Annotated in this window: 25 protein-coding genes; 14 read left to right on the forward strand and 11 right to left on the reverse strand. The window is 44.3% G+C overall.

Annotated elements, in window-relative coordinates; all coding sequences use genetic code 11:
* Positions 1–175 precede the first annotated feature (175 nt).
* The 7 genes from B1L02_RS05800 (at position 176) to B1L02_RS05830 (ending at position 5,545) form a co-directional block, all read left to right on the forward strand.
* On the forward strand, positions 176–643 hold the full coding sequence (locus B1L02_RS05800; protein ID WP_088530267.1) for a DUF4265 domain-containing protein: 468 nt from the start codon (positions 176–178) through the stop codon (positions 641–643).
* Positions 644–783: 140 nt separating this feature from the next.
* Positions 784–1,164: a GFA family protein gene (locus tag B1L02_RS05805; protein ID WP_088530268.1), complete on the forward strand. Its 381-nt coding sequence runs from the start codon at positions 784–786 to the stop codon at positions 1,162–1,164.
* A gap of 25 nt (positions 1,165–1,189) precedes the next feature.
* Entirely contained in the window at positions 1,190–1,423 is a 234-nt protein-coding gene (locus B1L02_RS05810) for a hypothetical protein (RefSeq protein WP_223191909.1), read from the forward strand.
* A gap of 87 nt (positions 1,424–1,510) precedes the next feature.
* The gene (locus B1L02_RS05815) at positions 1,511–1,828 is read left to right on the forward strand and encodes a GNAT family N-acetyltransferase (protein ID WP_223191908.1); all 318 of its coding nucleotides are present in this window, start codon (positions 1,511–1,513) and stop codon (positions 1,826–1,828) included.
* Positions 1,829–1,880: 52 nt separating this feature from the next.
* The gene (locus tag B1L02_RS05820; protein ID WP_088530269.1) at positions 1,881–2,300 is read left to right on the forward strand and encodes a hypothetical protein; all 420 of its coding nucleotides are present in this window, start codon (positions 1,881–1,883) and stop codon (positions 2,298–2,300) included.
* A 393-nt stretch (positions 2,301–2,693) separates the two neighbouring features.
* Complete coding sequence (locus B1L02_RS05825; RefSeq protein WP_088530270.1) at positions 2,694–4,076, forward strand: Na+/H+ antiporter NhaC family protein; 1,383 nt, start codon at positions 2,694–2,696, stop codon at positions 4,074–4,076.
* A 122-nt stretch (positions 4,077–4,198) separates the two neighbouring features.
* The gene (locus tag B1L02_RS05830; RefSeq protein WP_088530271.1) at positions 4,199–5,545 is read left to right on the forward strand and encodes a DUF2254 domain-containing protein; all 1,347 of its coding nucleotides are present in this window, start codon (positions 4,199–4,201) and stop codon (positions 5,543–5,545) included.
* Positions 5,546–5,557: 12 nt separating this feature from the next.
* On the opposite strand, the gene B1L02_RS05835 is transcribed toward B1L02_RS05830, so the two are convergent.
* Entirely contained in the window at positions 5,558–6,256 is a 699-nt protein-coding gene (locus B1L02_RS05835) for a hypothetical protein (protein ID WP_088530272.1), read from the reverse strand.
* A 168-nt stretch (positions 6,257–6,424) separates the two neighbouring features.
* Between B1L02_RS05835 and B1L02_RS05840 the strand changes: the two genes are divergently transcribed.
* The 4 genes from B1L02_RS05840 (at position 6,425) to B1L02_RS05855 (ending at position 9,766) form a co-directional block, all read left to right on the forward strand.
* Positions 6,425–6,874 (forward strand): GNAT family N-acetyltransferase, encoded by a 450-nt coding sequence (locus B1L02_RS05840; RefSeq protein ID WP_088530273.1) that lies wholly within the window; start codon positions 6,425–6,427, stop codon positions 6,872–6,874.
* A gap of 144 nt (positions 6,875–7,018) precedes the next feature.
* Complete coding sequence (locus B1L02_RS05845) at positions 7,019–7,606, forward strand: helix-turn-helix transcriptional regulator (protein WP_088530274.1); 588 nt, start codon at positions 7,019–7,021, stop codon at positions 7,604–7,606.
* Positions 7,607–7,751: 145 nt separating this feature from the next.
* Positions 7,752–8,549, forward strand: a complete 798-nt coding sequence (locus B1L02_RS05850; RefSeq protein ID WP_088530275.1) for a trypsin-like serine protease — start codon at positions 7,752–7,754, stop codon at positions 8,547–8,549.
* Between the two features lie 269 nt (positions 8,550–8,818).
* Complete coding sequence (locus B1L02_RS05855; protein WP_335682197.1) at positions 8,819–9,766, forward strand: DUF1015 family protein; 948 nt, start codon at positions 8,819–8,821, stop codon at positions 9,764–9,766.
* A 23-nt stretch (positions 9,767–9,789) separates the two neighbouring features.
* On the opposite strand, the gene hisC is transcribed toward B1L02_RS05855, so the two are convergent.
* From hisC to B1L02_RS05905, 10 genes are all read right to left on the reverse strand, one after another.
* On the reverse strand, positions 9,790–10,902 hold the full coding sequence (hisC, locus tag B1L02_RS05860; protein ID WP_088530277.1) for a histidinol-phosphate transaminase: 1,113 nt from the start codon (positions 10,900–10,902) through the stop codon (positions 9,790–9,792).
* On the reverse strand, positions 10,899–12,275 hold the full coding sequence (locus B1L02_RS05865; protein ID WP_088530278.1) for an MATE family efflux transporter: 1,377 nt from the start codon (positions 12,273–12,275) through the stop codon (positions 10,899–10,901). Before B1L02_RS05865 ends, hisC begins: the two co-directional genes overlap by 4 nt.
* On the reverse strand, positions 12,269–13,252 hold the full coding sequence (locus B1L02_RS05870) for an ornithine cyclodeaminase (RefSeq protein ID WP_088530279.1): 984 nt from the start codon (positions 13,250–13,252) through the stop codon (positions 12,269–12,271). Before B1L02_RS05870 ends, B1L02_RS05865 begins: the two co-directional genes overlap by 7 nt.
* 2 nt (positions 13,253–13,254) lie before the next feature.
* Complete coding sequence (locus B1L02_RS05875; RefSeq protein WP_088530280.1) at positions 13,255–14,313, reverse strand: cysteine synthase family protein; 1,059 nt, start codon at positions 14,311–14,313, stop codon at positions 13,255–13,257.
* A gap of 36 nt (positions 14,314–14,349) precedes the next feature.
* Positions 14,350–15,684 carry an alanine racemase gene (locus tag B1L02_RS05880; protein ID WP_088530281.1) on the reverse strand — a complete coding sequence of 445 codons (1,335 nt, stop codon included), beginning with the start codon at positions 15,682–15,684 and terminating at the stop codon, positions 14,350–14,352.
* The gene (locus tag B1L02_RS05885) at positions 15,681–17,150 is read right to left on the reverse strand and encodes a DUF3526 domain-containing protein (protein ID WP_088530282.1); all 1,470 of its coding nucleotides are present in this window, start codon (positions 17,148–17,150) and stop codon (positions 15,681–15,683) included. Before B1L02_RS05885 ends, B1L02_RS05880 begins: the two co-directional genes overlap by 4 nt.
* Entirely contained in the window at positions 17,147–18,547 is a 1,401-nt protein-coding gene (locus B1L02_RS05890; protein WP_088530283.1) for a DUF3526 domain-containing protein, read from the reverse strand. The genes B1L02_RS05885 and B1L02_RS05890 overlap by 4 nt, the downstream gene beginning before the upstream one ends.
* On the reverse strand, positions 18,547–19,266 hold the full coding sequence (locus tag B1L02_RS05895) for an ABC transporter ATP-binding protein (protein WP_088530284.1): 720 nt from the start codon (positions 19,264–19,266) through the stop codon (positions 18,547–18,549). The genes B1L02_RS05890 and B1L02_RS05895 overlap by 1 nt, the downstream gene beginning before the upstream one ends.
* A 9-nt stretch (positions 19,267–19,275) precedes the next feature.
* A complete protein-coding gene (locus tag B1L02_RS05900) occupies positions 19,276–21,381 on the reverse strand; it encodes a TonB-dependent siderophore receptor (RefSeq protein ID WP_088530285.1) in 2,106 nt (701 codons plus the stop codon).
* Between the two features lie 402 nt (positions 21,382–21,783).
* Positions 21,784–22,857, reverse strand: a complete 1,074-nt coding sequence (locus B1L02_RS05905; RefSeq protein WP_088530286.1) for an SGNH/GDSL hydrolase family protein — start codon at positions 22,855–22,857, stop codon at positions 21,784–21,786.
* A gap of 176 nt (positions 22,858–23,033) precedes the next feature.
* On the opposite strand from B1L02_RS05905, the gene B1L02_RS05910 reads away from it, so the two are divergent.
* Genes B1L02_RS05910 through B1L02_RS05920 form a run of 3 tightly spaced genes read left to right on the forward strand, consistent with a single transcriptional unit; the run spans position 23,034 to position 24,179 of the window.
* Positions 23,034–23,423 carry an HIT family protein gene (locus tag B1L02_RS05910; RefSeq protein WP_088530287.1) on the forward strand — a complete coding sequence of 130 codons (390 nt, stop codon included), beginning with the start codon at positions 23,034–23,036 and terminating at the stop codon, positions 23,421–23,423.
* Complete coding sequence (locus tag B1L02_RS05915; protein ID WP_088530288.1) at positions 23,424–23,711, forward strand: hypothetical protein; 288 nt, start codon at positions 23,424–23,426, stop codon at positions 23,709–23,711.
* A gap of 15 nt (positions 23,712–23,726) precedes the next feature.
* Complete coding sequence (locus B1L02_RS05920) at positions 23,727–24,179, forward strand: GNAT family N-acetyltransferase (RefSeq protein WP_088530289.1); 453 nt, start codon at positions 23,727–23,729, stop codon at positions 24,177–24,179.
* Positions 24,180–24,299: the final 120 nt, after the last annotated feature.

Genomic DNA, 24,299 nt, shown 5'->3' on the forward strand with positions numbered 1-24,299 from the left:
CTTTGTTTTCTATAGGTCGTCGCTTAATTTTCTCTTCAGTTTCGCTACTGCATCATGTTGGCAATCTAAGCCCATATACAAGTAACACATTGTAATTGGGGTAACTTTTATTTGTTGGACTTACGGTCGGTTAGATAAAACGAGATCAGTCCATGTAAAGGCGGTTTGTATCCATATGAATGATGTAGTTGCTGACAAAGTACGGTTTACTTTTAAAAACCACCTCCAAGGATGTGCTGAAGAATTTATTGTTGCTATGGCAGTAGGCGATAACATTTATCAGATAAAAGGTGCACCGCTTTTTGCTTTTGGTGTTAACTATGATGACCACGTTTTGGTTGCACCAGATACCGAAGGTTCTTTAGACGCAATCGAGGTTGTGGCTCGAAGTGAGTACCACTCTTTGCGGGTCTGCTTTACAAACGAGTTGGAAAATGCCAAAAACATAGAGCTACTTCAAGAGCTTACTCTATCTGGCGTGGAGAGCGAGCAATTTGGTGATGGGCGCTTTGCGTTGACGGTTTCACCGCAAAGAGAATACGAATCTTTTATCGATATCCTGCATTATTATCAGGAGCTTGGAGTATTGAAGTATGAACTTGCCGGCGAGCCCCACGATAACTTTGATGGTAACAGTGCGTAACTAAGTGGGAATTACCTAATTCTTCACAAATTCAGTGGCTTAGTGTCCAGTTTTGTGTTTCACTTGAAACTTTAATAGGCACGGTAATTTACTATCGTACTTAATTTAGGATAATGGTGAAATACTAAGGAAACACAAGGATGGCTGTCAATTTTGTTGGAGGATGTTTATGTGGGCAGATCCGTTTTACCGCGATTGGCGTCCCTCGTAACCCTCATACTTGCTCATGTAACATGTGCCAAAGACATAGCGGTGCACTAACCGTTGCATGGGTAGAGTTCGCAAGTGAAGAGATAAGCTGGGATGGGCCTGGCGGTGCTCCTAAGGTGTGGCGTTCATCGGATTATTCATCGCGCGCTTTTTGCCCTGATTGTGGTAGCACATTAGGTGCAATAGATGACGCGCCTGTCATTGCATTAGTGCTCGGCGTTTTTGATGCCAATAGTCGTAAAACCCTTGAACCCAAATCTCACTCTTATATTTCAAGAAGGCCAAAATGGTGGTGTATAGGATGCAATTAACCTCTGTGCTGTACGTGAGTAAATTATGACTTTTTACTCTATCGAAGATGCGTCGTGGTCTGAGATCTTAACGCTACAAAATCAGGCGTATCATGATGTTGCGCCGGAAACTGTGGATATTCTAAAAAGTAAATGGATGCGCTCGCCAAAGAGTTGTTTTGTTTTTAAACAACATCGAGCCGTGAATGCCTATTTACTGGCGCACCCTTGGTACGATGAAAAGCCGCCGAGTTTGTTTACATTATACCAATCTGTCTAAATACTTGCTCAATTTGAAGGAGCAAATCTGACGCTAACTGCGTTAAAAATTCCTTATTTAGAACAACTAAATAGCAAAATCTTTGCCTTGTTATCGACAAGATTTTCTTGCCTCAAAATAGATCACTTAATTCAGCAAATTGGTATTACTTCTGCACAACCGCTAAGTTCGTCGTTGTTTCTACATGACCTAGTTGTTTCACAAGCCTTATCAGGGCAGGGGATTGGTGCCTTGATGATTAAACGCTTAGTTGAGTTGGCGACCCAAATGGGGTACTGTCGCATTCGGCTTGTGGCTGTACAAAATAGCGTGGGGTTTTGGTTGAAACTAGGCTTTGTCCCAAAGCCAATTAAGGTATGCAAAAGTTATGGTGAAGATGCGCAGCTGATGGAAATGAAAGTGTAAGGTGCGCCAGCTAAGGTTGGAAGTCATGAAAGTAGCCATACGGTAATTTACGATGATTAAAAAAATAATAATTATATTCTCGCTGCTGTTTGCAGCTAGTCACGGCAGTGCCGGTGAATTAAAGCCATTCACAAGCGATGGCTGTAGTGTATTTCCTGATGGTACTTTGGCGCAAAATGAACTGTGGTTGAGTTGTTGCACGGCACACGATCTTGCCTACTGGAAAGGTGGTACCGCTATTGAGCGCGAAAATGCCGACATTGCCTTACAAAAATGTGTTGCTGCGGTAGGTCAAGAAGAAGTGGCGACCTTGATGTTAGCGGGTGTGCGACTCGGTGGGCTCCCTTATTTACCTACGCCATTTCGTTGGGGGTACGGATGGTCTTACCCTAGGCGCTACGCTGAATTGACTGCAGAAGAGCTAGAACAAGTAAATAAGCACATGGCAAAACTAGCATTAGACAAAAAATAAATTGACGCAAAATCAAATTCTGTATATTTTCTCCGCGATGTTTCAATGAGGGCCATACAGTCAACTCGTCAACCCAATATTAGGCAGATCCTCACATGCATTAAGTGCCTGTGACTTGATACCAATTTTACTTGATACTTGATCCATTTGAGGGAGTAAATCCGACGCTGACGGCGTTAAAAATTTCTCATTTAGAACAACTAAATAGCAAAATTTTTGCCTAGTTATCGCCAAGATTTTCTAGCCTCACAATAGCTCACTTAATCAAACAAATTGGTATTAACCTTTTGTTCTGAATTTGGGAAACGGATAAGACTGCATCAACCGCTGTTTATAGCCGACTTTGCGTCCCTTTTTTCCGCTGCTCAAATTCCTTTGATTTGGGAAATTCGCATGGCTGAGCCAAGTGCAATTAGCATCATTCCCCCAGTCGTCGTATTGACGCTTGCAATTATCTTACGTCGTCCTATCTTGTCCCTTGTTTTGGGGGCGCTGGTAGGACTCGCATTGTTAGACCCAGCCACCGTATTGGCAAATTTTGCTGATGCTTCGCTAAAAGTGATGGGCGATGAAACCATCGGCTGGCTTATTCTGGTATGTGGTACGTTTGGTGCCTTGATAGCGCTGCTAGTGCACACCGGCGGTGCCTTAGCATTTGGCCGTAATGCACTGAAAATGGCAAAAGGGCCAAAGTCGTCTTTGCTTATGACCTATTTTTTAGGTGTGATTATTTTTATTGATGACTATCTTAATGCGCTGACGGTTGGTGAGACGATGCGTCGCGTTACCGATAAGTTTAAGATTTCTAGGGAAATGCTTGCTTATGTAGTGGATTCAACCGCTGCACCTATCTGTGTTTTAGTACCACTTTCGACTTGGGCAGTGTTCTTTGGCGGTTTGCTGGTTGATAACGGTGTCGCGGGAGAAGGACAGGGGATCAGCACGTATATTCAGGCCATTCCTTACATGCTGTATGCTTGGGTGGCCGTAATTATGGTACCACTGGTGATATTTGGTATTGTGCCTCTGTTTGGCCCAATGAAAAAAGCAGAACTTGCAGCTAAACAAGGACATCCCGCGCTTGAGCAAGTTGATTTGGAAGAAGTACATACACCGGATCACTATGCTGCAAAAGCCATTGAGCAAGAGTTCGAACAAGCCGACACTCAAGGCAAACTGGTTAACTTTTTGGTGCCTATTGGTTTGCTGGTGGCGTTTACGGTGTACTTTGATATTGATGTATGGAAAGGCTTGTTGGCGACTTTGGCAGTGACTATCCCATTTTATATGGTGCAAAGGTTGATGCCGCTTGCAGACATGCTTGAGCAAATGATCAATGGTTTTAAATGCATGCTACCTGCGATAGGAACGGTTATCGCCGCATTTATCTTTAAGGATGTGTGCGATCAACTGCTATTGCCACAATATGTGATAAATGCACTGAGTCCTTATATGACAGCTGGTTTACTGCCTGCGATGGTGTTTTTATCTATGGCTATTTTGGCCTTTGCAACTGGCTCTAGTTGGGGGATCTTCGCTGTGACTATTCCTATCGTGATGCCTTTGGCCGTTGCTGTCGATGCTAATATTCCTCTGGTGATAGGCGCGTTGTTGTCGGCATCATCATTTGGTAGTCAGGCGTGTTTCTACTCGGATTCTACGGTATTGGCAGCCCAAGGCTCAGATTGTAATTTAGTCAGTCACGCCATCACTCAACTACCTTATGCGTTGATTGCGGCTGCTATTGCCTTTGTTGGCTTCTTGATTATTGCTTAATCGCAAGTAAATTTTTAGGGTTAGTTCTGCTAACCCTTCGAAGCTAACTTCCTAAAATACTTACTCTATTGCTCAAGTCTTGCTAGGCTATATAACCAGACTCTCAAAGTGTAAGGATAGCAATGTTCACACCTCGCAAGTTAGCCGAAAATTATCGCGAACTGATAAGTAGTATCGGTTTCTATCCCTCCTTACTTGCAGTTGCATTTTTTATTTTCGCGCTCATAACCACAGCACTTGAATATGCAGCTCCTATCAGCAACTTTAAAGAGCTTATTGCGATTGTACTGGTCGACAGTGAAGAGAACGCACGAACCATTTTAAGCACGCTTGTGGGGAGTATCATCTCATTGACGGTATTTAGTTTTTCAATGGTGATGATTGTGCTGAATAATGCCAGTGCTGGGTTGTCACCTAGAGTACTGCCGGGCCTTATCACCAGAAAGTCGCACCAGTTAGTATTGGGTTTTTATCTCGGTAGTATCATTTATGCCATCATTATGCTGATAAACATTCGTGGCGTGGGCAATGGTGAAACTGGGATCCCGGCGTTAGGGGTTTTATTTTCGCTGGTGTTTGGATTGGTCTCTTTAGGCTTTTTTGTGTTTTTTATCCATTCAATCTCCCGCGCCATACAGGTCGATAATGTGCTAAATGACCTGTTTAATAACACTAAAAATGAGATGAAGAATATTATCACCAAACAGCAAGAGCAGCCTTTTGATGGCTTTCCAGACTTCTCGAGTTGGCATAATTTACCCAGCACAGAAGAGGGGTATTTTAAGGGAGTACACAGTGACAAACTGTGTGCGTTGTGCGAGCAACATGACTTAAAAATATATATTGCTGTTAAACAAGGATTTTTTACCGTTAAAGGCTACCCGTTTCTTAAGTGTAATAAGGATCTCAGTGAAGATGAGGCGCTACATGATGCGTTACTTAGCTGTTTTATTTTTTATGTTGAAGAGTACATCAGCGACCATTATCGCTATGGTTTAACACAAATCTCGGAGATTGCGGTCAAAGCCATGAGCCCAGGGATTAATGATCCCGGTACTGCGGTAAAGGCGATTGATATGCTGAGTATTTTACTTATCCAACGTTTGGATATTTGCGATGTGAACTACTCCTTTAAACACGCTAAAAATGAGCCTCTTTTATATATCCACGAAGCGTCTTTTGATGAATTACTGCATGATAATTTTACTCCGATAAGAAACTATGCAAAGACAGACGGCTATGTCATGGTTAATGTGTTGGAAGCGTTTAAAAATATACTGTTTCGCTCAAGTGCGGATCAACAAGCGACGGAAAGTTTATTTAATTACTTAGAAGCCATCGTTGACGATGTGGGCAATACCATCACTAACCCGTTTGACCGTCAACGGATCATTGAAATGCTCGAGGCTATTGAGAAAATTAATGGCAATAGAGGAGAAGCGCTTATTGCACAATTTAAACGAGAATAAGCGCGAATCTTTTTAATTCAGCGCAAGCTTAGCAAGACCGGCGGCAATGGCAGAAAGAGAGAGTAGTCTCAGTAAAATGATGGCAATATCAGAGCTGCCGCCCGCAGACGTATTTCGATAAACTAAGGGATAGTCAAAAAATATAAGCAAGTAGAGTAAGTCAAAAAAGCCGATCCGAGTACCATTGAGCTCTACTTTTGTACCATCTTTTAATAAGATTTCAGCAAAGCATAAATTGGCTGTGGTTTTTATTCTTCCGCCTTTTCGGTCTTTTAATAGTAGGTAATGAAAGATGATTTCGGAAATGTCTTCTCTGGCAATTTTTTGCGTGCCGCTTACCTTTGTTTTTATTGCTTTGGGCGAAATGGTCAATTGGCTTTTCGACACATCCATGACCCATTGAGAGCCAAAGCCAAATTTTTTGTACAGCATGACTCGTTTAGTGAAAAAGATAATTAAAAATGCGATTAAACAAGCAGGAAAAGCAATATAGCGTGGGTACTCACCATCAATAAAAGATGCTGTGATAGCCAAGGCAAAGACGAGTAATGCAAATAAAAACTCAGCGCCACCGGAAAGCATGCTCAGCGCGGCGATAGATTTGAGAGACACGCGAGAGTCATCGTTCAATTCATTTTTTTTTAGAGACACATATTTGAACCACACTTTATCCGTTAGTGATAAATCGAGTGTGTGTTTGGCTAAGGACATAGGGCACCTCCTTGGTATTAATAAAAGCAATGATCCTGAGCCATTTATATCGTATTTCCATGAAACTTGGAAATTTTTCAACTGGTTGCGTTGTGTTTTGACCAATAGATTGGTACTTTTTTGATTACCAACTGGTACAGTTGTAAGAACGCTTGGGGAGCGGAATATATGATCCAAAAATTAAACAATCGCGATGCGTCGGTGGCGAGAGGGATTTCCAATGTGTTTCAACGCTCATACAAAATAGAAGCAGAGTTAATTGGGGCGAGTTATTTTCCGCCTTTATCTCGGACTGTAGAAGAGATAAGTAGTGCAACAAGCCACTTTTACGGATATTTCGAAAATCAAAATCTTGCCGCAGTCATTGAAATTGTCATTTTTGAGAAAACGCTTGAAATAGATAGCCTGACCGTTGATCCCAATTATTTTCGCAAAGGGATCGCGGGTGAACTACTACGTTTTGCGATGTCGGAGTTTGATGTCGAAAAGGTGATTGTAGAAACTGCAACGGCAAACGCGCCCGCTATTGCACTCTACCAAAAATACGGTTTTGTTGAATACAAACGTTGGTTGCCGACATACGGCATTGAGAAATTAGCGCTGGCGGTGGATGTCTAGCACTTAAAATATCAGTAAGTTTGTTCTTCCCAATAAATTTATCTATGTATGTCATAGTGTTGGCATATCCTTGACGCCTAGATGACGCAATATTAAGGGAGATCTCCTGTTATAGTTTTATCAACAATATAGAGGAGATCAATTATGGAAATGCAAATAAACAAACAACTTATAAAATTGAAAAGAGTAGAACGGGCATGGAGTCAATCTGAATTGGCACAGGTTTCTGGGTTAAGCCTGCGAACGATACAACGCATCGAAAAGTCAGGAGCGGCATCGCTCGAGTCGATAAAAGCACTTGCTGCGGTATATGAGCTTAACGTGATGGAAATTCAACATCAGCCAAAGTCGAAAGGCACCAAATTAAAACGCAAAGCTGCCGCATTTCTTGCAGGCACTGCAGTGATGGCAGCCAGTATTTTTACCTTAACGGCTTCAGCTAAACCCGTGATGGTTGACCTTATGCTAACCTCTCAAGGACAAACGCTGGCTGATGTTCAGGTTTTGAATGAAGAAGGCGCATTCAGCGAGTTTGTTTTTTCAGATAAGCTAAAAATTCGTCTTACTTCAACCGTTGAACAAGAAAACCAAGTGAAAATAGTGACCGAGATTTACAGTTTATCTACCGAGGGTCAAGTACTTGTCGCTTCCCCTAGTGTTACGGTTCAACATCAAAAACAGGCTGAAGTACACTTTGATGATTATCAGCTTGTGTTGTCACCAAACCTGTAATGTAAAAAGAGAGTTATCTCAACAGTTCCTTTTAGCACTGAACAATTTTTGTTACATGTTTAAGGTTGGGGTATTACAAAAAATTCAGTAAGTTAAAGCAAACTTACTACATCATTTTTTATCTCAATCCCAAACAAGGACATTTATGAAAAGGGTAATTTGTGCTTTGTCGTTGCTCGGTCTTAGTTTACCTAGCATGGCTATTGTTACTCGCCACGATGTTTCAAACACACAATATCTTGTAGATCAGGCGCCAGAGTTTTTAATTGATATGCCGGGCGAAGGTCATGGTGTTTTGATTAATCCGAATTGGATAGTGACGGTCGCACACCTTATTTTTTCTGACTATAGAGGAAAAGAAATTCAGATCCATGGTAAACCCTTTATCATCGAAGAAGTCATAATCCATGAAAATGCGAGAAAGCCCGACAGTAAACTGTTTAAAGGCGACGCTAAACCATTAATGGAATTTAACAAATCGACCAGCGACATCGCATTAATCAAGCTAGCTGAGAAAGTGACCCAAGTTGATCCAATCGAACTGTATCGTGGAACTGAAGAGCTTGGAAGCACTGTGACGGCTTTTGGTCGAGGGTCAACAGGTGATGGGAAAAATGGTTCTATTTACGAAACCAAGCGAGAAAAAGTGTTACGGAAAATGGAAAATCGGATTGATAACGTTGAGGGAAATTGGCTTTCAATGACGCTTGATGACGGCGATAAAGCTTTACCGCTAGAAGGAATTGATGGTTCTGGCGATAGTGGCGGCCCTTTAATAATGATGGTGGACGGCAAGCCTGAGCTAGCAGGGCTATTTAGTTGGGATTATGTTGAAGGCGATTTACAGCAGTTTAAACACGGTCTTTATGGTGGGAAGTCCTATCAAGTAAGAATCTCTCGCTATGTTGAGTGGATTGAGGAAGTGATGGCAAAAAGCCGATAGAATCAATCAGGGGGCTTAATAAGCCTCAAAACAAATAATTCATAGTTGCTTACAACGATAGGCAATATGAATTGATTATTATTGAGAGTGGCAAGGATGCTGGTTGTTTACAACCGGAATTATCACGGTTTGTTGCAGTGTTAAAACCCATTTTTTAATCAAAGAGTTTGATTCAGTCACCTTCAATTTATTGAAGGTAGGGTTGAGCTTTTCTGTTGAAGCAAAGAAATAGCAACACTTAGCGAAGTATAGATTGTCATGTAAACTTGATGTTACTTAAATTTTGGTATGTTATATTGTATCTAAAATGGTGCGAGGTTTACTTTATGATAATTACAACGAATGAACCACTCCATCTTTACCAAGTGGAACAAGGTGGTATTTTGGTTACAGGTCTTTTGACCGAGTTCGACGTTTCAGCGTTACCTGAGCAAGCAATTTTGCCTCACGAGTCAGTTTCGGTTTCCCATGCAATGGCGTTGAAAAAGCGCGTTCAGCTCGAGAAGTTACTTTTACCCCCTTGTCTTTTGATCGGAAGACTTAACTTGGACGAGGTGCGATGGCAAGCAGAGTGTGTTGAAACTGCGCAGTGGTACAGTGATTGCGGTGAGTGTACTCATCGGCTCTATGCTGTTGAAAATCCCCGCGTGCTACAAGAATTCAGACAGCAGATCTCAATGCACCAGCAATGGCTAATTGCAGATGGACATCACAGGATGTTTGCCGCAAGCCAACGTCATGCGCCTCAATCTCGGATGATGGCATGGTTAGTCCCACAGCAAGAAGCAGTGGTGACGAGCTTTGCAGTGCAGGCATCCTATACACAAGCTGTAGATGTTACTAAATTCAAACAGCACCTTAGCGATTTTGATATCTGTGAATGCTCGGAGGCTGAGGCCGATTATACTATTTGGGTGGCAGAAGTTGCTTTGTGTTTTGCTCTTCAACACGTGAAAAGCGATTCTTATCTTATTCAGACCCAGTTGCGCAGAGCACTGCAGGCACTACCAGCGTTTGAGGAGCTCTGGTCTAACAATAAAGTTGAACTGAGTGATGACCCTCATGTTGTAACTGCCATCTGTCGCGATCCTCACATTGAAGACATCTTTACTGCCGCCAAAGCAGGCAAGTATTTTCCAGAAAAGTCGACCTTATTTACCCACAAGGCCGACAGCCAAGTGCTTTACCATTTGAATCAGCAGGCAATTTGTGCGTAAAAGGCCCTCGCAGAGGGCGATACTTACAACCGTTTAAAGGCTTCTAGCACTCTACGGTTTTGCTCTGGAAGTCCTATGGTCACTCTTACAAAATGATCAAAACCTGGTTCTAACCAAGGTTTTATCATAATTCCTTGTTGCAGCAGCAAAGATGCGACATGCGCAGACGGCTGCTTAACATCAATAAATAAAAAATTGGCTAGACTTGGCGCGACAAAATAACCCAGCTCAGTGATTGCGGCGCTGAGTTTTTCTCTCTCGCGATTCGTTTGCGTGACCGTGTCTGCCAAATAAGAAGGATCTTGTAGTACTGCGATCGCTGCAAGCTGCGCTAGTCGATTTACATTGTAAGGTGTACGCACGCGGTGCAGATAATCCGCCAATTGTGCATTTGCCATTACGCCATAGCCCACTCTAAGCCCTGCAAGACCATAGGCTTTGGAAAAAGTCCGTAATACCGCGTAGGGACGAGGCTGTGTTTGAAGTAGCGCTAAGCTGTCAGTAAACTGTTCATGGCCTTGTGCGTACTCGCAGTATGCTTCATCAATGACGATAATCGTATTGAGCGGACAGGCATCAATAAGGCGCTGCAAATTATTGGCATCAAACGTACAACCTACAGGGTTGGACGGGTTAGCAAGCATCAGCATTTTTAAGTCTGGATGGCGTGCGATAGCATCGAGCCAATCATCAATTCGATAGGACAAATCGCTTTGCATCGGCACCTCCAGTACCTTTGCCCCCATCATATTGGCATATATCCCATGCAGCGCAAAGGTAGGCTTGGCCACTAACACTTTGTCGCCTTGACTGAGAAAGGCTTTGCAGAGCATTGAGAGTACATCCTCAGAGCCATTGCCGAGTACTATTTGCTCTCTAGTAACGTGAAGTTTAGTGGATAGGCACTCACTTAGCTCTGTGCATTGGCTGTCTGGATAGCAGCTAGCGGTATGCAGCTGCGCTTTAAAAGCATCAAGCGCTACGGGACTTGGCCCTAAAGGGTTTTCATTCACCGAGAGGTTTATCATATTGGGGTGGAGATTGCGCGCTGTTACTTGCTCAATGGTTTGCCCCGCACCATAGGGTGGCAGAGCAACAACTTCTTTGCGAGCTGGGTTTAACATTGTCGTTGTCATGCATTTTGCTCCTTGAGTGATGTGGGCTCAAGCAAACGGTTAGCCCTATGATTAAAAAGCCAAATCTCAGATAGCGCTGTGACCGCAAGGCCTAACATTAAGGCGTACCAAACGCCCAAAATCCCCAAACCAAAAAATTGTTGAAATAACCACGCACCGGGAAGACCAATACACCAATAGCCAATTAACGACAGCATTAGGGTGCTTTTAACATCGCCAAGTCCACGCAAGATACCGAGTCCGATATTTTGCCATGCATCAAAAAACTGCAAAAAGGCGGCAATAACGAGTAGTTCTATGGCGATAACAACGACGTCGGAATTTTGTAATTCTTCTGCACTTAAAAATGGCAGCAGCACAAATTCGGGTGTGAATAAATAGATTAAGGCGAAAACAGACATGACCGCAGCACCGCAAATAATACCCAAATTGCCGATGCGTTTTGCATGATGAAAGTCCTCCGCAGCGTTGGCTTCACTGATGTAAATAGAACAAGCAGATGAAATGCCGGCAGATACCATAAATACGATGTACACCATTTGGCTTACCACGTTGTGGGCGGCTAAGGCATTCACACCGAGTGTTGCCACAAATAGCGCAAGCACGGTGAAAAAACCAGCTTCAAGTCCGTAAGTTGCGCCAATTGGCACGCCCATTTTCCATGTTTTACTAAGTGCTTCACGGTCGGTTTGCCAAAACTTTATAGTGAGGTAGGGGCTGAGTACGTCATCGCGCTTGGCAAATAGTACAAACAGTAAAAACGATAAATACAGCACGATGCACGTGGCGGCTGCAACCCCAACAAAGCCGAGTTGTGGTAGACCAAATTGACCAAAAATCAGGCCATAATTGAGCACGATGGTGAGGACAACAGACACACCCGTAATTAACATCAATGGCCCTGGCCTTTTCAATCCAACACTAAAATGCCGTACGCTTTGAAACCAAAAACAGGGTAATAAGCCCAACGCGACAACGGTTAAATATTGGGTCGTCAAATTGGCAATCGACTCGGATGTACCAATAAATCTTAAGAAAGGTCCCATGGCAAACATTATGGCGGCGAATACTAGGCCTAAAAATGTCCCAATAAGCATGCTGGCGTTAAAAAGAGAGGTGATCTGATCTCGCTTATTCTTGCCGATCGCATCAGACACCAAATTGCCTGTTGCTGTCACCACGCCCGTTCCCATGGTTCTAAATTGATTAAAAATACCAATGGCGAGGCCACCAGCAGCCAGCTCTAATGGGCTCAACATCCCGAGCATGATGAGATCTATCGTTGCAATTGCCACGTAGAGCAGATTGGTCAGAATAAGCGGCCCTGCGAGCTGGCTTACTTTAAAAATATCGGTGCGCGCTGAAGCTACCATAGTGTTACTTCCTCCACGTTTTCCTGTGTGATGGCAAAGTCTGCAACGGCTCGTCCGAGCGCCACGTCAGTAATGATCATGCCGCTGTTATAGACAAAAATAATTTCATCAGGGTGGGTGCGTGCCGGCTTCTCACCATTTAGTATTTCAGTCAATGTCGCATCAACGGCGGGTAGCTTGCCGTACTCGTCTAATAAATCGTCTCCGGTGACCTTCATTTGTTCTGCATCCGTTGTGAGCAACCTATCAGCTCGGTGTAGCACTGATTTTTCGATTCCATAGCCAACCAAAATCACCACTGCGCCGGGTTTCAACCATTCATATTTAATGTTTTCTTTGGCGGATAACCCAGTAACGGCAAGGATCACGTCAGCTTGCCTTACTGAAGCTTCTAAGTCTTGTGATACCGCAACATGTCGCTGTCGATGATGATCTTTTAGTTTTTGCTGAACCGCTTCCAAACCCGTTTGATAGCTGCCGTGGACGGTTAAGTGTGTGAGTTGTGGTAATGCCGTGACGAGCATGGGTAAAGCGATTTGTCCCTGAACGCCTGTGCCCACAACCAGCGCATTTTTGGCTTCTGAATGAACGGCATACTTTGCAAACAAGGCCGAGGTGGCTGACGTGCGCATGGGGCCCAGCTCTTTTACATCCATTAGGGCCACAGGGTGGCCTGTGGCATCATCGCAAAGGAAGATAAAAGAGTAAAACTGATATTGGTTACGGCTTCTGTCAGGGTCGTATTCGTAGACCACTTTAAAGCCAACGGTATTACTAGCTGCATCTCGGCCAGCCATACTATAGGCGATGGAGCGGCCATCTTGTGGTGTCATAATCACTTTAAGTGGGTTGGCGGAGTCGGGGTGATGCAGTGAGCGAAAGGCATTTTCCACCACCTCGATGACTTTACTGTAAGGAAAATCAAGTTGCGCCAGTCGGGCTTCGTTTAGTATCGGCAGAACAGTTTGTTGAGTCATGGTTAGGCGCTCGCGGTTGGTTTATATTGCGTTAAGAGCTCATCAAGCTCCTGCTCGATGTTAATATCGATAAGGTCGTGCTTTGCCATCCAATCATCATTGAATACCGTATCGAGATACTTCTCACCACCGTCACAAACGAGCACCACAAATAAGCTATCGGCGGGGGCGGTTTTTAACGCCTGTAGCGCTTCGTATATAACCCCACCTGCCGAGCCACCGACCATTAGGGCGTAGTGCTTGGCAAGGTATCTGGCGGTATTAAACGCTTGTTTGTCAGATACCTTCACGCCTTTGTCGATGAGCTCATACTCAATTACAGGACCTATCTCAGCGCCTTCCGGCGTCCCCGTTCCTGATTGATGATAATTCAGTCCTGGTCCACCGAAGATCACAGAACCCACTGGTTCAACCCCAATCGTTGTGAGTTGATGACAACCTAAGTCGCGCAGAGCTCTTGTAGTGCCGCATAGCGATCCACCTGTGCCAACCGCGCCGACAAGGTGGGTAATGTGTTCACCAAGTTCATAAAAGATTTCTTGCGCAAGTCCTGTATAACCACGGCTATTGGCAAAATTATTGTGCTGGGCGGTCCAAAATGCGCCTTGCTCTTTTGCCAGCTTTGCGGCCATTGCATCGCGAATATCAGTCGATAAGCTGTCGTCTCCGGCTTCGCTAACGCAGATCACTTCCGCGCCAAAAGCTTTCATATTACTGATTTTCTCTTTTGCCGCATGGTTATCCACAAGAGCGGTAAAGCGATAGCCACGCTCCGCTGCAAGCAGTGCAAGACCCACGCCGGTATTGCCGGAGGTTGACTCAACGACCCAGCCGCCCGGCTTCAGTTGGCCGCTGGCTTCTGCTTCATCTAACATAGACTTCGCCATTCGGATCTTAGCGCTACCGGTAGGGTTAAACTGCTCAAGCTTAAGATACAGTTTGCTACCGTTTGGTAGGCTTAAAAACTGCATTAGCGGGGTATTACCAATGCTTTGTGAAACCCTTAAATAGGGGGTTAGGTGTAATGTCGAGGCGAGCGAATGCTGCGCATTTATGTTCATAAATAGGCTCCTTTACGTTGTGTTGTTGGGTGTTTTTTAGCTAAGTAGTTGCCAGGAAAGTATGTTGTTCTCCCAGGTTACGGCGATTTTTCGTGGTAATGGCACAGAGTGAAATTCGGATTCATTTGAATCCATCTGATATCCAGCGGTGTTGAGATAAACCATTAGATCATCGCGCCGCGGTAGTTGCGACAGAGGGATAAACCGCCAGCTTACCATGTCGCTATCTAGGCAGGTTGCGCCGCCAAAGGCCACGCGATACGCTCCTTGTTTGCGGTTTGAATGTGCTGAGAGTAACAGCGGGTTCGGTAAGTATTCACTTTCAAACCACTGCTCTGATAACGATAGACTTGAACCAGAAAGCGTAGCGATATGACAGTCTGATGTGCCTAGGTGTGGCTTTGTCCCTTGCACTTTAAACAAGCTAATGCCAGCCTCATCGAGCAATGCGCGCCCAGGTTCAAGCATCAGTGTAAGGCTCCTTTGACGTAATGCCGCTAATGCATTTTGCCCATGTGCGTTCTTCACTGCCAAAATAGCGTGTAAGGTGTCCGCAGGGCTTTGCTCATTATAGTAGGGGTAAAATCCTGCAAAGGTTTTACCTGCAAAAAAGCATTCAAAGTCCAAGGCTTGTTGCCACTGCTCATTTTGTAGATAGGAGACGGGCAGGCCACCGCCAATATTCACTTTTGATGGCGACAGTCCTATTTGCCTAGCCTCGTCTATCGCATCGATTAAAGTATGGATGCTCTGGCCACGTGCTTGTGGGCAGTATCCGCTTAAGTGGCAGCTAAATCCTTCTAAGCTTACCCACTCGTGGTATTCTCGGCACTGGGCTAATAGCGGCGTAAGCTGGCACAGTGAACTGCCAAAGCGTGAGGCTTTAGTTGGTTGTGTTTGTAAACGCAGTAGCACCCGTGCAGGGCGCTTTCGCCGGCGGGCCAGTGTAATGACCGAGATTAACTCAGCACTTGAGTCAATGGCGATCAGCGCTTGATGTACAAGCGCTAAGCTAAGCAGTGCATCTGATTTATGCGGACCAGAAACACCAATCTTTACACCTTGGATACCACCGCTTAGGGCAAGTTCAAACTCTTGCACACTAGCCACGTCTATTCCTATATCGTGATTAGACGCGACTTGAGTAAAGCATTGGGCTTTATTAGCTTTTTTCGCAAAATAAATCTCATGCTCAAGCCCGAGCTTTATAAAGTTGGCTTGCAGGGTTTCGATATTTTCCGCAAAACGCTGAGGAAACACTAAATGTAGCGGTGCTCCCAATGCCGCTGCCCATTCAAATAACTTGGCGTGGTGCTCCGTTAGCAGGCTTTGTGTTTGCGGATGCAATTTTGCAACAAATGCGTCACTCATATGACTAACACCTCTTTGTTACTCGCACTGTCTAACTTGTTGACGCGGCGCTTTGCTATAAAGAGTAGGCCAACGGCAAGTAGCAGCAACCAGATTAGTGGTGCAAAGCTGTTCACTGGTGTGGCAAAGTCGCTGCTAAATTGAGGAATATCCGCAAGATCCGTAAGCGTTGGTTTTGCGCTACAACCCTCACAAGGTGCAAAATCGCCTCTTTGATTGGCTTTGGCAATTTCGCTGGCAAAGAAACCTTGTAGGGCTTGATGATGAGCTTCAACTTCTGCCATAAAGGCGTGATGACGTGCTAGACCATTGCCCGCTAAATCAACCAACAGTGTTTGTGCGATGAGTGCGGGGGAGAGATATTGTAGCTTTTGCGCATTATGTTGCTGTGCTTGTTGCGCTGTTAAAAATCGCCCATCTTGGGCTGCCATTGCGCGTTCAACAGAATTAATCGTAGCGATTTTTTTGGTGGCGTAATCGCTGGCACCATTGCCATTTTTTGCAAGCTCTGGATGATCTTGAAAATACTGAGCTAAAGTTTTTTCACTCGCTTTTTGGGCTTCGTCGCTGGCGGAACGCAGGCTATCTATATAGTGAATTCGTGAAGGGGTTGGGTCGAGTAAAGCGATGCTGGTATTGACCAAAGCTGGAACCACAATCACCAAGGCAAGCCAACAGGTGACTAAGGTAGCTGCGTTGTTTGCAGCACTTTTCGCTCTGCTATTTACCCAAGCGGTTAAGGCAATCCAAAAGCCACAATAACATAGTGCGATAAGGTTATAACTCAGCAGTTCAATCACCCCTAGCTGCTCTCGTATTGTTATTAAAAGCAGGCTACTAATACTTAAAAATGGCAGCACAATTAACGCGCTTCGCAGCAATAATTGATAGGTCAGAAGGCGGGTCGCACTGCCTCCTTGAAGCATCAGTAGTCTTAGTTGCCCACCTTGGCGTTCACTTGCCAAGGCATTAAAGCAAATGCCAATAATGAGCAATGGCAGTAAGTAGACAATCACAAAACTTAAATCGAACTGGCCTAACAACAGAGATAGCGGGTGAACATAGTCATATTGATGAACGATGTGCTGTTTCTCTTTGATTAGCATTTTAAAATAGTAAGGTAATACGTCGGCTTGCCCTGTTGCGATTGGCGACGTTGCAAGCGGGGTTTTGGTGGCGTAATTTTGCATTAAGTAAAAAGCCTGCCCGCGCAGGTCGTATGGGTCTTCCCACCACTTATAGTCTGCTGTACTGGCGAGCCTTTCGGGTAATCCAGCTTTGGCATCTTGGATGGCCTGTTGCTGCATTTGCTGCGCGGCAAGTACCGCGTCATGCTGTTTTTTAGCAAAGTAATGGGCGTTAAGAAATGCCACTAGCGCGAGCACGCTGGTGGTCAAGAACAGCGCGAGTACGAGCTTTTCTCGCCAGAGGTTTTTAAACTCAGTCGCTAACATTAAACGTTTCATCTTTGCTCCTCCAAACGCAGCTTTTTAATCGCGAAGAAACTCAATAACACCAGAGCGATTAGCCAAAAGCTCAGGCTAAACAGGCTGATAACGTAGTGAGGCAGGTAACGAATGAAATTGGGGTATTGGAATGCGAACTTTGGGATCTGCTGCCATAATTCCTCGCCCGCGGTGTAATGTCCGTCCGCCTTGTGACCGTGATCTCTTTGATTAAAGTTAAGCACCTCTTGCATCAGGCGGCGGTGCTGCTCTGCCGCATTCTCAAATGCTTGCTGGTGGGTAAAGTCGCTGGCAGCGATGGCCATCGACAGCGTTTGTATCGCGATAAACGGCGTTAGCATCCCAGCAAGTTGATAGCTTTGTGATTGCGCTTCTAGTTGAGCTAAACGCGCTGAAAATAAGCGGTCAAAAATTTTATCAGCGTATTGTTCACCAAATTGGAGTTGTGCTCCGGCATAATCAAAAGGTAAGTCTTCCACATTGCTGACACCATATTGAGTCAATGTTTGCTGTTTGAACTTTGCGATGGCTTCAACTCGTGCATCGGTATAAACCTCACTTTCAAGCTTTGCTTGAAACGCTTGACCTGAACCTTGCGGGTGAATGGTGGTCGCGATATTCATCGCCAGTTTTGGCAGTAAAAGCGTTGTAAAGGCCCAAATGGTTAATAGCGTGATCAATGCGCGCCTTGCCGTTGGGAGTAAACTTGAAAGCGTGGTGGTGAGTAACGACCAAAGTAATAAGTAAACTAAATAAAACAGTAAAAATAACCCACTTCTGAGTGTATGAGGCTCCGTGCTTGTTACTTGGCTATAAAGTAAAAAAAGCGCAACAGGCAATAAAAATAAGCAAGAAATAGCAAAAAGCAGCGCACATTTGGCGATAAACAACTTAGCTGGGCTTGCGCCCGATGCGAGTAGTTGTTTTAAGGTGCCTTGCTCACGCTCTCGGGCAAGTAGTGGGTAGCCAATTAATATAATCAATAGCGGCAGTAATACTTGCAGCACAAAGGCGGGTGATAAGCTGCCAAAGCGTGACATCGGCAAGTTATCTTGCGCACTTCGAAACATACTATCGTTACGAATATGAGCCTCAAGTCTCAACACATTCCCTTGATATGCTTGTAATCCCGCGTCGAGTGCGGCCAGTGGGGTAGTGGGTTTGACCACGTAAATACCGTAGTGGGCGGCGGAATGGGGGCCTTTTTCACCTTGATTTAACCAGCGTAATTGCTCTGATTGAGACACCTCAGTAACGGCTTGCTGATAGCTTTGGTGGCTTTTAAAACCGGTCAAGCAGGCAAGCAAGAGCAGCAATACTGCAATGCCTCCAAGCCAAAGCGCTTGTCCCTGCCGCTTGGTATCGAGCCATTCCTTTTTTAATGTCGTTTGAAACATCAGACACCCACCTTGATATGTTTGAGGTAAACGGATTCAAGTTGGACTTCTTGCAGTTGTTCATAGACTAAGGTATCGACTAATTGCCCTTGATTGATAATTGCCACGCGATGGGCATCTTCTTGAGCACGGTATAAGTCGTGGGTCGCCATTAAAATCGCGACACCTTGCTTTGCTAATGACTGAATAAGCTGGCTAAATTCATGGCTGGCTGAAGGATCAAGACCTGATGTAGGCTCATCTAAGATCAATGCCTTGGCTTGCTTTGCAAGGGCAATAGCTATGCCCACTTTTTGTCGCATCCCTTTTGAATAGGTTGCAACGGGTTTGTCTACAGCGTGACTTGGTAGTTTTACTTCACTGAGCAGTGTGCGAAAGGCTTCGTCGGTCTTTTCTACGCTGGCCATTTTGGTGAAATACGCGAGATTCTCAAGTCCGCTAAGTCGCGGATAGAGCGCGACTTGCTCAGGAATATAAGCCAGTTGCTGCCTTGCCGTTACTACGTCATGCTGTGGATTAATTCCAGCGATGGTGATTTCCCCGGCATCCGGTTGTAAAAAGCCCAGTAAGCAATTAATCGTGGTGGTTTTACCCGCTCCATTTGGGCCTAGCAGCGCTAGAATTTCACCTTGATGTACGCTCAAGCTTAGTCCCTGTAATGCTTGGTATTCACCAAAGCGCTTTTGCAGGTTATTGATTTGAATAACAGGTGTAGTCATGAATTATCCTTAAAAGCTCACGCTTAATGAGGCGATAAAGGTGCGGCCACGACCAGGCGCGACTCCCCAATCTATGCCTTTGGCACCGCCAGATAGCCAATATTCTTTGTCGAACAGGTTTTCGGCCTTGAGTCGTAGCGTGGTGTTAATGTCAGTAAAGTGGTATTTCGCGCCTAAATCGAAGCGTGTGTAGGCTGGTAGCTGTAGGGTGTTATTGACGTTTTGTTCGCGTTCACCAACATGGAAAATACCTGCATTGATGCTTAATGCCTCCCAAAATGGCAGCTGATAGTCGACATAGAGATTCGCTTGAAATTCTGGCACATTGGCTGGGGTGTTGCCATTAAGCGCGGGCTCGCCGTCAAGCTTATTTAAGCTGGGGTCCATCAAGGTGATGGATGCTACGGTTGCAAGGCCGTGAGTAAATGAACCACTGGCATTGAGCTCAATACCTTTATGTGACTGGACACCGTCTTGCACGAAATAGTTAGTAATGTGATTGTGGTACTCCAACATTTTTTCTATTTCGAAAACGGCTATCGAGTAGTTCATGGTGTCCGTTTGGTATTTTATACCGGCTTCAATTTGTTCGCTTTCTTGTGGGCCGAGTGATTCGCCCTCGTTTATTGCACCGCTACCGATGACAGCAACGCCGCCTTCCCCCGCGCCTTCTGAGTAACTGGCATAAAACGCGAGCTGATCGCTAGGATTGTAGTTAAGACCTATAATGGGAGTGTTAAAAGTGCGGTCGTCTAGCGTGCTTTTAGTTTGGCCAGGTAGAGTTTGCTCTTTTTTGTATTGAATATGACGCAGCCCTAAGGTGGCATAAAATACATCGTTAAAGTGCAAGGTATCTGTGATAAACAATGCGCTTTCAGAGGCTTCAGTTTTGGTTGGTTTGGGATAATCAGGGAACTGCGGTTTATTGCTATGAATTGGATTGAAAATATTGCCAACGGGGTTGGTTAACTCAAACCAACGCCCATCCTTAGACTCATAATCACGAATACTAACGCCGACGACTAACTCATGTTCAATTGCAGCGGTGGTAAGCTGACCGCTGATAAAACTATGTGCGGAGAGCGTGTCATACGTTTCGTCTGGGGTAATATGGATAGCGGCAGACAGCACATTGCCTTGTGTATCAACCGAGTAGATATCAGGAAAAACGGTAAACCTATCATTACCAGAAAGCGCAGCTTGGTTTACCCATTGCCACGTGTCGTTCAACCAAAAATCAGCACGTGCGGCAAGGTTATATGACTCGGTTTCATACTTTGCCCAAGGTTGTCCGAGCAATACATCACTGGTGTCGACATAGGGCGGTAATATTTTACGGTCAGGATCATTGGGGTCGCTGGCAAGTCCTATCAAAGGCTGTGATACAGTGCTTTTGTCTTGGTAATCGCCGTCTAATCGGATAAATAGGCGGTCTGAGACTTGCCAATCTAGTGCTGCACTAAAGAAATAGCGCTCTAAGTCATCACCACCGGTAAAGTCACCGTTTTTCTCTGCTGCGGCATTAATACGATAACCGAGCGTTTGCTCTTCGGAAATTGGCCCACCGAGGTCGATGTGTAAGTACTTTCCTCCACGGCTACGTACTTCTGTTGTGACATCCAAAAAGGCGTCCATGGTAGGGCGCTTTGTCACATAGTTGATTGTACCGCCGGGGTTGTTAAAGCCTGATACGAGACTTGACGGGCCTTTAACGATATCAATGCGCTGAATATTCTCTAGCGGTACATCTTGGTAGGGGGCAAGCGCTAAACCGTCGCGTCTTAGACCGTTGGTCCAATCTAGTTGAAAGCCACGCAGACTCACAAAGTCGAACACCGTACCAATTGAGGTATTTTGAACAGAAGCATCGTTGGCAAGCACTTCGCCTAGCGTTTTTACTCTTTGATTGCTGATCAGTTCTTCAGAAAATGATTGAATGGAAATAGGAAGAAGCTGCGGGTCTTTCATCCCCAATGCCGAAGCGTTCACGTCTCTCGTGCTGTAAAGAGGCGCGCGAGTGCCATGCACATCAATTGTTTCAATGGATTGTTCGGCAACACTAAGTGAAGAATATAAGCTACTAAGCACGCTAACTGTCAGGAGTGACCTTGTCATTTTGTTATTCCAACTGCAAAAACGAATGTGAAAAGAACCATCATTTGTGCGATACAAATGATTATTTTAAAAATGTTATAACATAACGATATTAATCATATTTTTGCGTGCTTGAAAAGAGGGGAGTTATTGCCAAAAGGTTATCCCTGGAACTTTTTATTGTGAATAATGAAATTAATGTGAGTCGTTCAAAGTAAGCGCTTTGAGTGTTGGAAAAAGCATGAATCTCAACGGGTATTATTTTTAAAAATAAAAATCGTTCTCATTAATTTATTTTTAAAGCGGGTTAGTTGATTTTTTGTTGTGAATTTTTGTATAAAAAACAATGTGAAAGTTTGTAAATGGCTTACGTGTTATTCAGTACATCGAGCTTAATCTCACTGAATAACGCCGAACATTTACTTAGAGAAGTGTTTGCTGCTTGATAAAGGTAACGAGTTTCTCAGCAATGTCTTGATGTTCCGAAGCGGTTGGATGCCACACACAGCCTTCTAATGGTGAGTCGAATGTATGACTGTATAGTTTACTGATATCTTGCTGATTAAGCCTTGCAATTGCATCGTGTGTTGCTGGAATAATGAAGTTATATGGATATGCCGGACGAGGCATGTAAATAATGGGGACCGCAGGATATCTAGCACGCAGCTGTTTGGTGAAAACGACCATTGTTTCTACCCACTGCGTTTTGACTTCGTCAATGGTTTGCCAAGGCTCGGTAGGGGTTGGATCGGTACTAAAGTCATTGGTGCCTACTTCAATGACGATAAGCTGTGGAAACTTGTCTTCAAAGTCAGTGTTGTCGGTAAATACTGCTGACATTTTGTCGTAGTAACTGCGTAGCGTATGATGCGTCTGATTGCCGCCCCAATTTCGAATTAAGCCCAAACCCGAATATGAAACTTGGGTAAAACTGGCTCCCAACTGTTGTGCGCTCATATATGGAAAGGCTTTGCGTGCGTTACTCAAATCAAGAATTTCGCTCCATTCACACTGTCTTTGGGTGGACTCACTGCCAAAGCCGGCGCTAATTGAATCGCCGATAAATAAGATATGAGGCTGTGGCTGCTGGATTGATTCTAATTTTCCGTCGACATCAACACTTAGGATTTGAGTATTGTGTTCGTAGTGCTCCCAGCGTTTAACGAGTTCAATTGTGACGGTTTCTACCTTTGTACTTTCAAATAGTGTGAAGGTCTCAGCAACACCATCAGCATTGGTCTTTAGCTTTTTTGTAAATTTGTCATCAATCAATACATCGAATTGATCGCCATAGCCCATCAACTCGATACGAAAGGCGCGGCCGGTGAGCTTGGTATGCAGCTGGCTACCCGGCCAATTAAAACTCACACTGCCATCAGAGTAGTTTTTACTGACGCGCCCTTCATAATGAATTGCATGATGGGTCGCTGCGTGATTTGCGGCACTGGCTACACTTCCAAAAGCTAATAAAGCCACCGTAACTAACGTTTTTAACATGTTGTATTCCTTGTAGGGTTATTCATTGAATAATGTAACTGGTTTAAATGGGTTGTGAGTGAATTTAGGCTTGAAAATTATTCACTTAACAAAGGAGAAAATAGAATATAGCGCTGGTAGGAAGGAGGTTGCTCAGGTACATTACTCTATGCAATCAAGTAAAGGAGAGGTAGCTGATGACGATTGTAGAACAGATAGTTGCTCGGAATATAGAAGCGGTTATTGTATATGAATCAGAGCAGGTGATTGCGTTTGCCGATCATGACCCCATAAACTTTGGCCATATCTTAATTTGCCCCAAATCCCCTTATGAAACGCTACTTCAAGTCCCAGAATCCATACTGGCTGAAATCCACCACGTTGCGCGTGACCTTTATGTGCGAATTGAGCGTAAATTTTCCCCAGATGGGATTACGCTTGTGCAAAACAATGGGCACTTTAACGAATTGAGCCACTATCACTTGCATATTTTCCCCCGCTATAAACGAGATAGTTTTGCGTTTGGACGTGATGAACTCAATATTAAACCTCAAGATGTTTTGCGTACCTCACTTGAGGGGCTATAGATGCTAGGGGAAGTGTTAATCAAATTCTTAGTGACCATGCTATTAATCATGTCTTTGATTTGGACATTGTTTCCTTGGGCGTTTGGATTACTAAATTTTCAGCAAAAACACAGTGAATTCTTGTATAAAATTGGTCGAATGGGCTGGTGGCTGCTCGTTTCTATACACCCGATATTTGCAATATGTTTTTGGGTCTTTGAGCTTAGTCTCAGTACGGTAGTAAGTAGTCTGTTAGTGATGCACTTTTTATTTGGGATAACGTTTGCCAGAAATGTAAGCACGCAATAAATCAAAAGGTCATAAGTGAAGGTTACAATCAATGCGATTCAGGCCGAGGATGCGGATGCCATTGAAAGGTTAATGTGTGAAGTCTCAGAGGTTGACGTCTTACCGCATTTTTCGCAGCTTGGAAGAGATACATATTTAAACGAAATAATACCTGAAGTGACTCAGGTGATGTGCAACGCCAACTTTGTCGGTGCCAAGGCGTTATTAAACGGCGAGCTGATTGGATTTGCTTTATTAAGAGATGGTAACTATCTCACCCATTTATTTGTTGCCAAGTCAGCTCAAGGTAAAGGGATTGGTGGGCAGTTATTAGATACTGTGTTAGCGAGTACATCCGCAGCTCAAATCTCACTGTGTTCATCGCTAAATGCAGCATCTTTTTATATTGCGCTAGGTTTTCAGGCGACAGGGCAAGAAGCACAGAGAAACGGTATTAGATTCATTCCGATGAGGTTAGATCGAACTTAAGTAAGGATATTTTACGACATAGATTGGATTACAAAAAATCACAAAGTAAATTTTAAGTAATTAAAAATACGACTACACTAAATCGACATAAGAACAATATCTGCTAGAACAAGATTTAAG

Origin of the sequence: Pseudoalteromonas piscicida, from assembly GCF_002208135.1 — a bacterium.
Classification (GTDB): Bacteria; Pseudomonadota; Gammaproteobacteria; order Enterobacterales; family Alteromonadaceae; genus Pseudoalteromonas; species Pseudoalteromonas piscicida_A.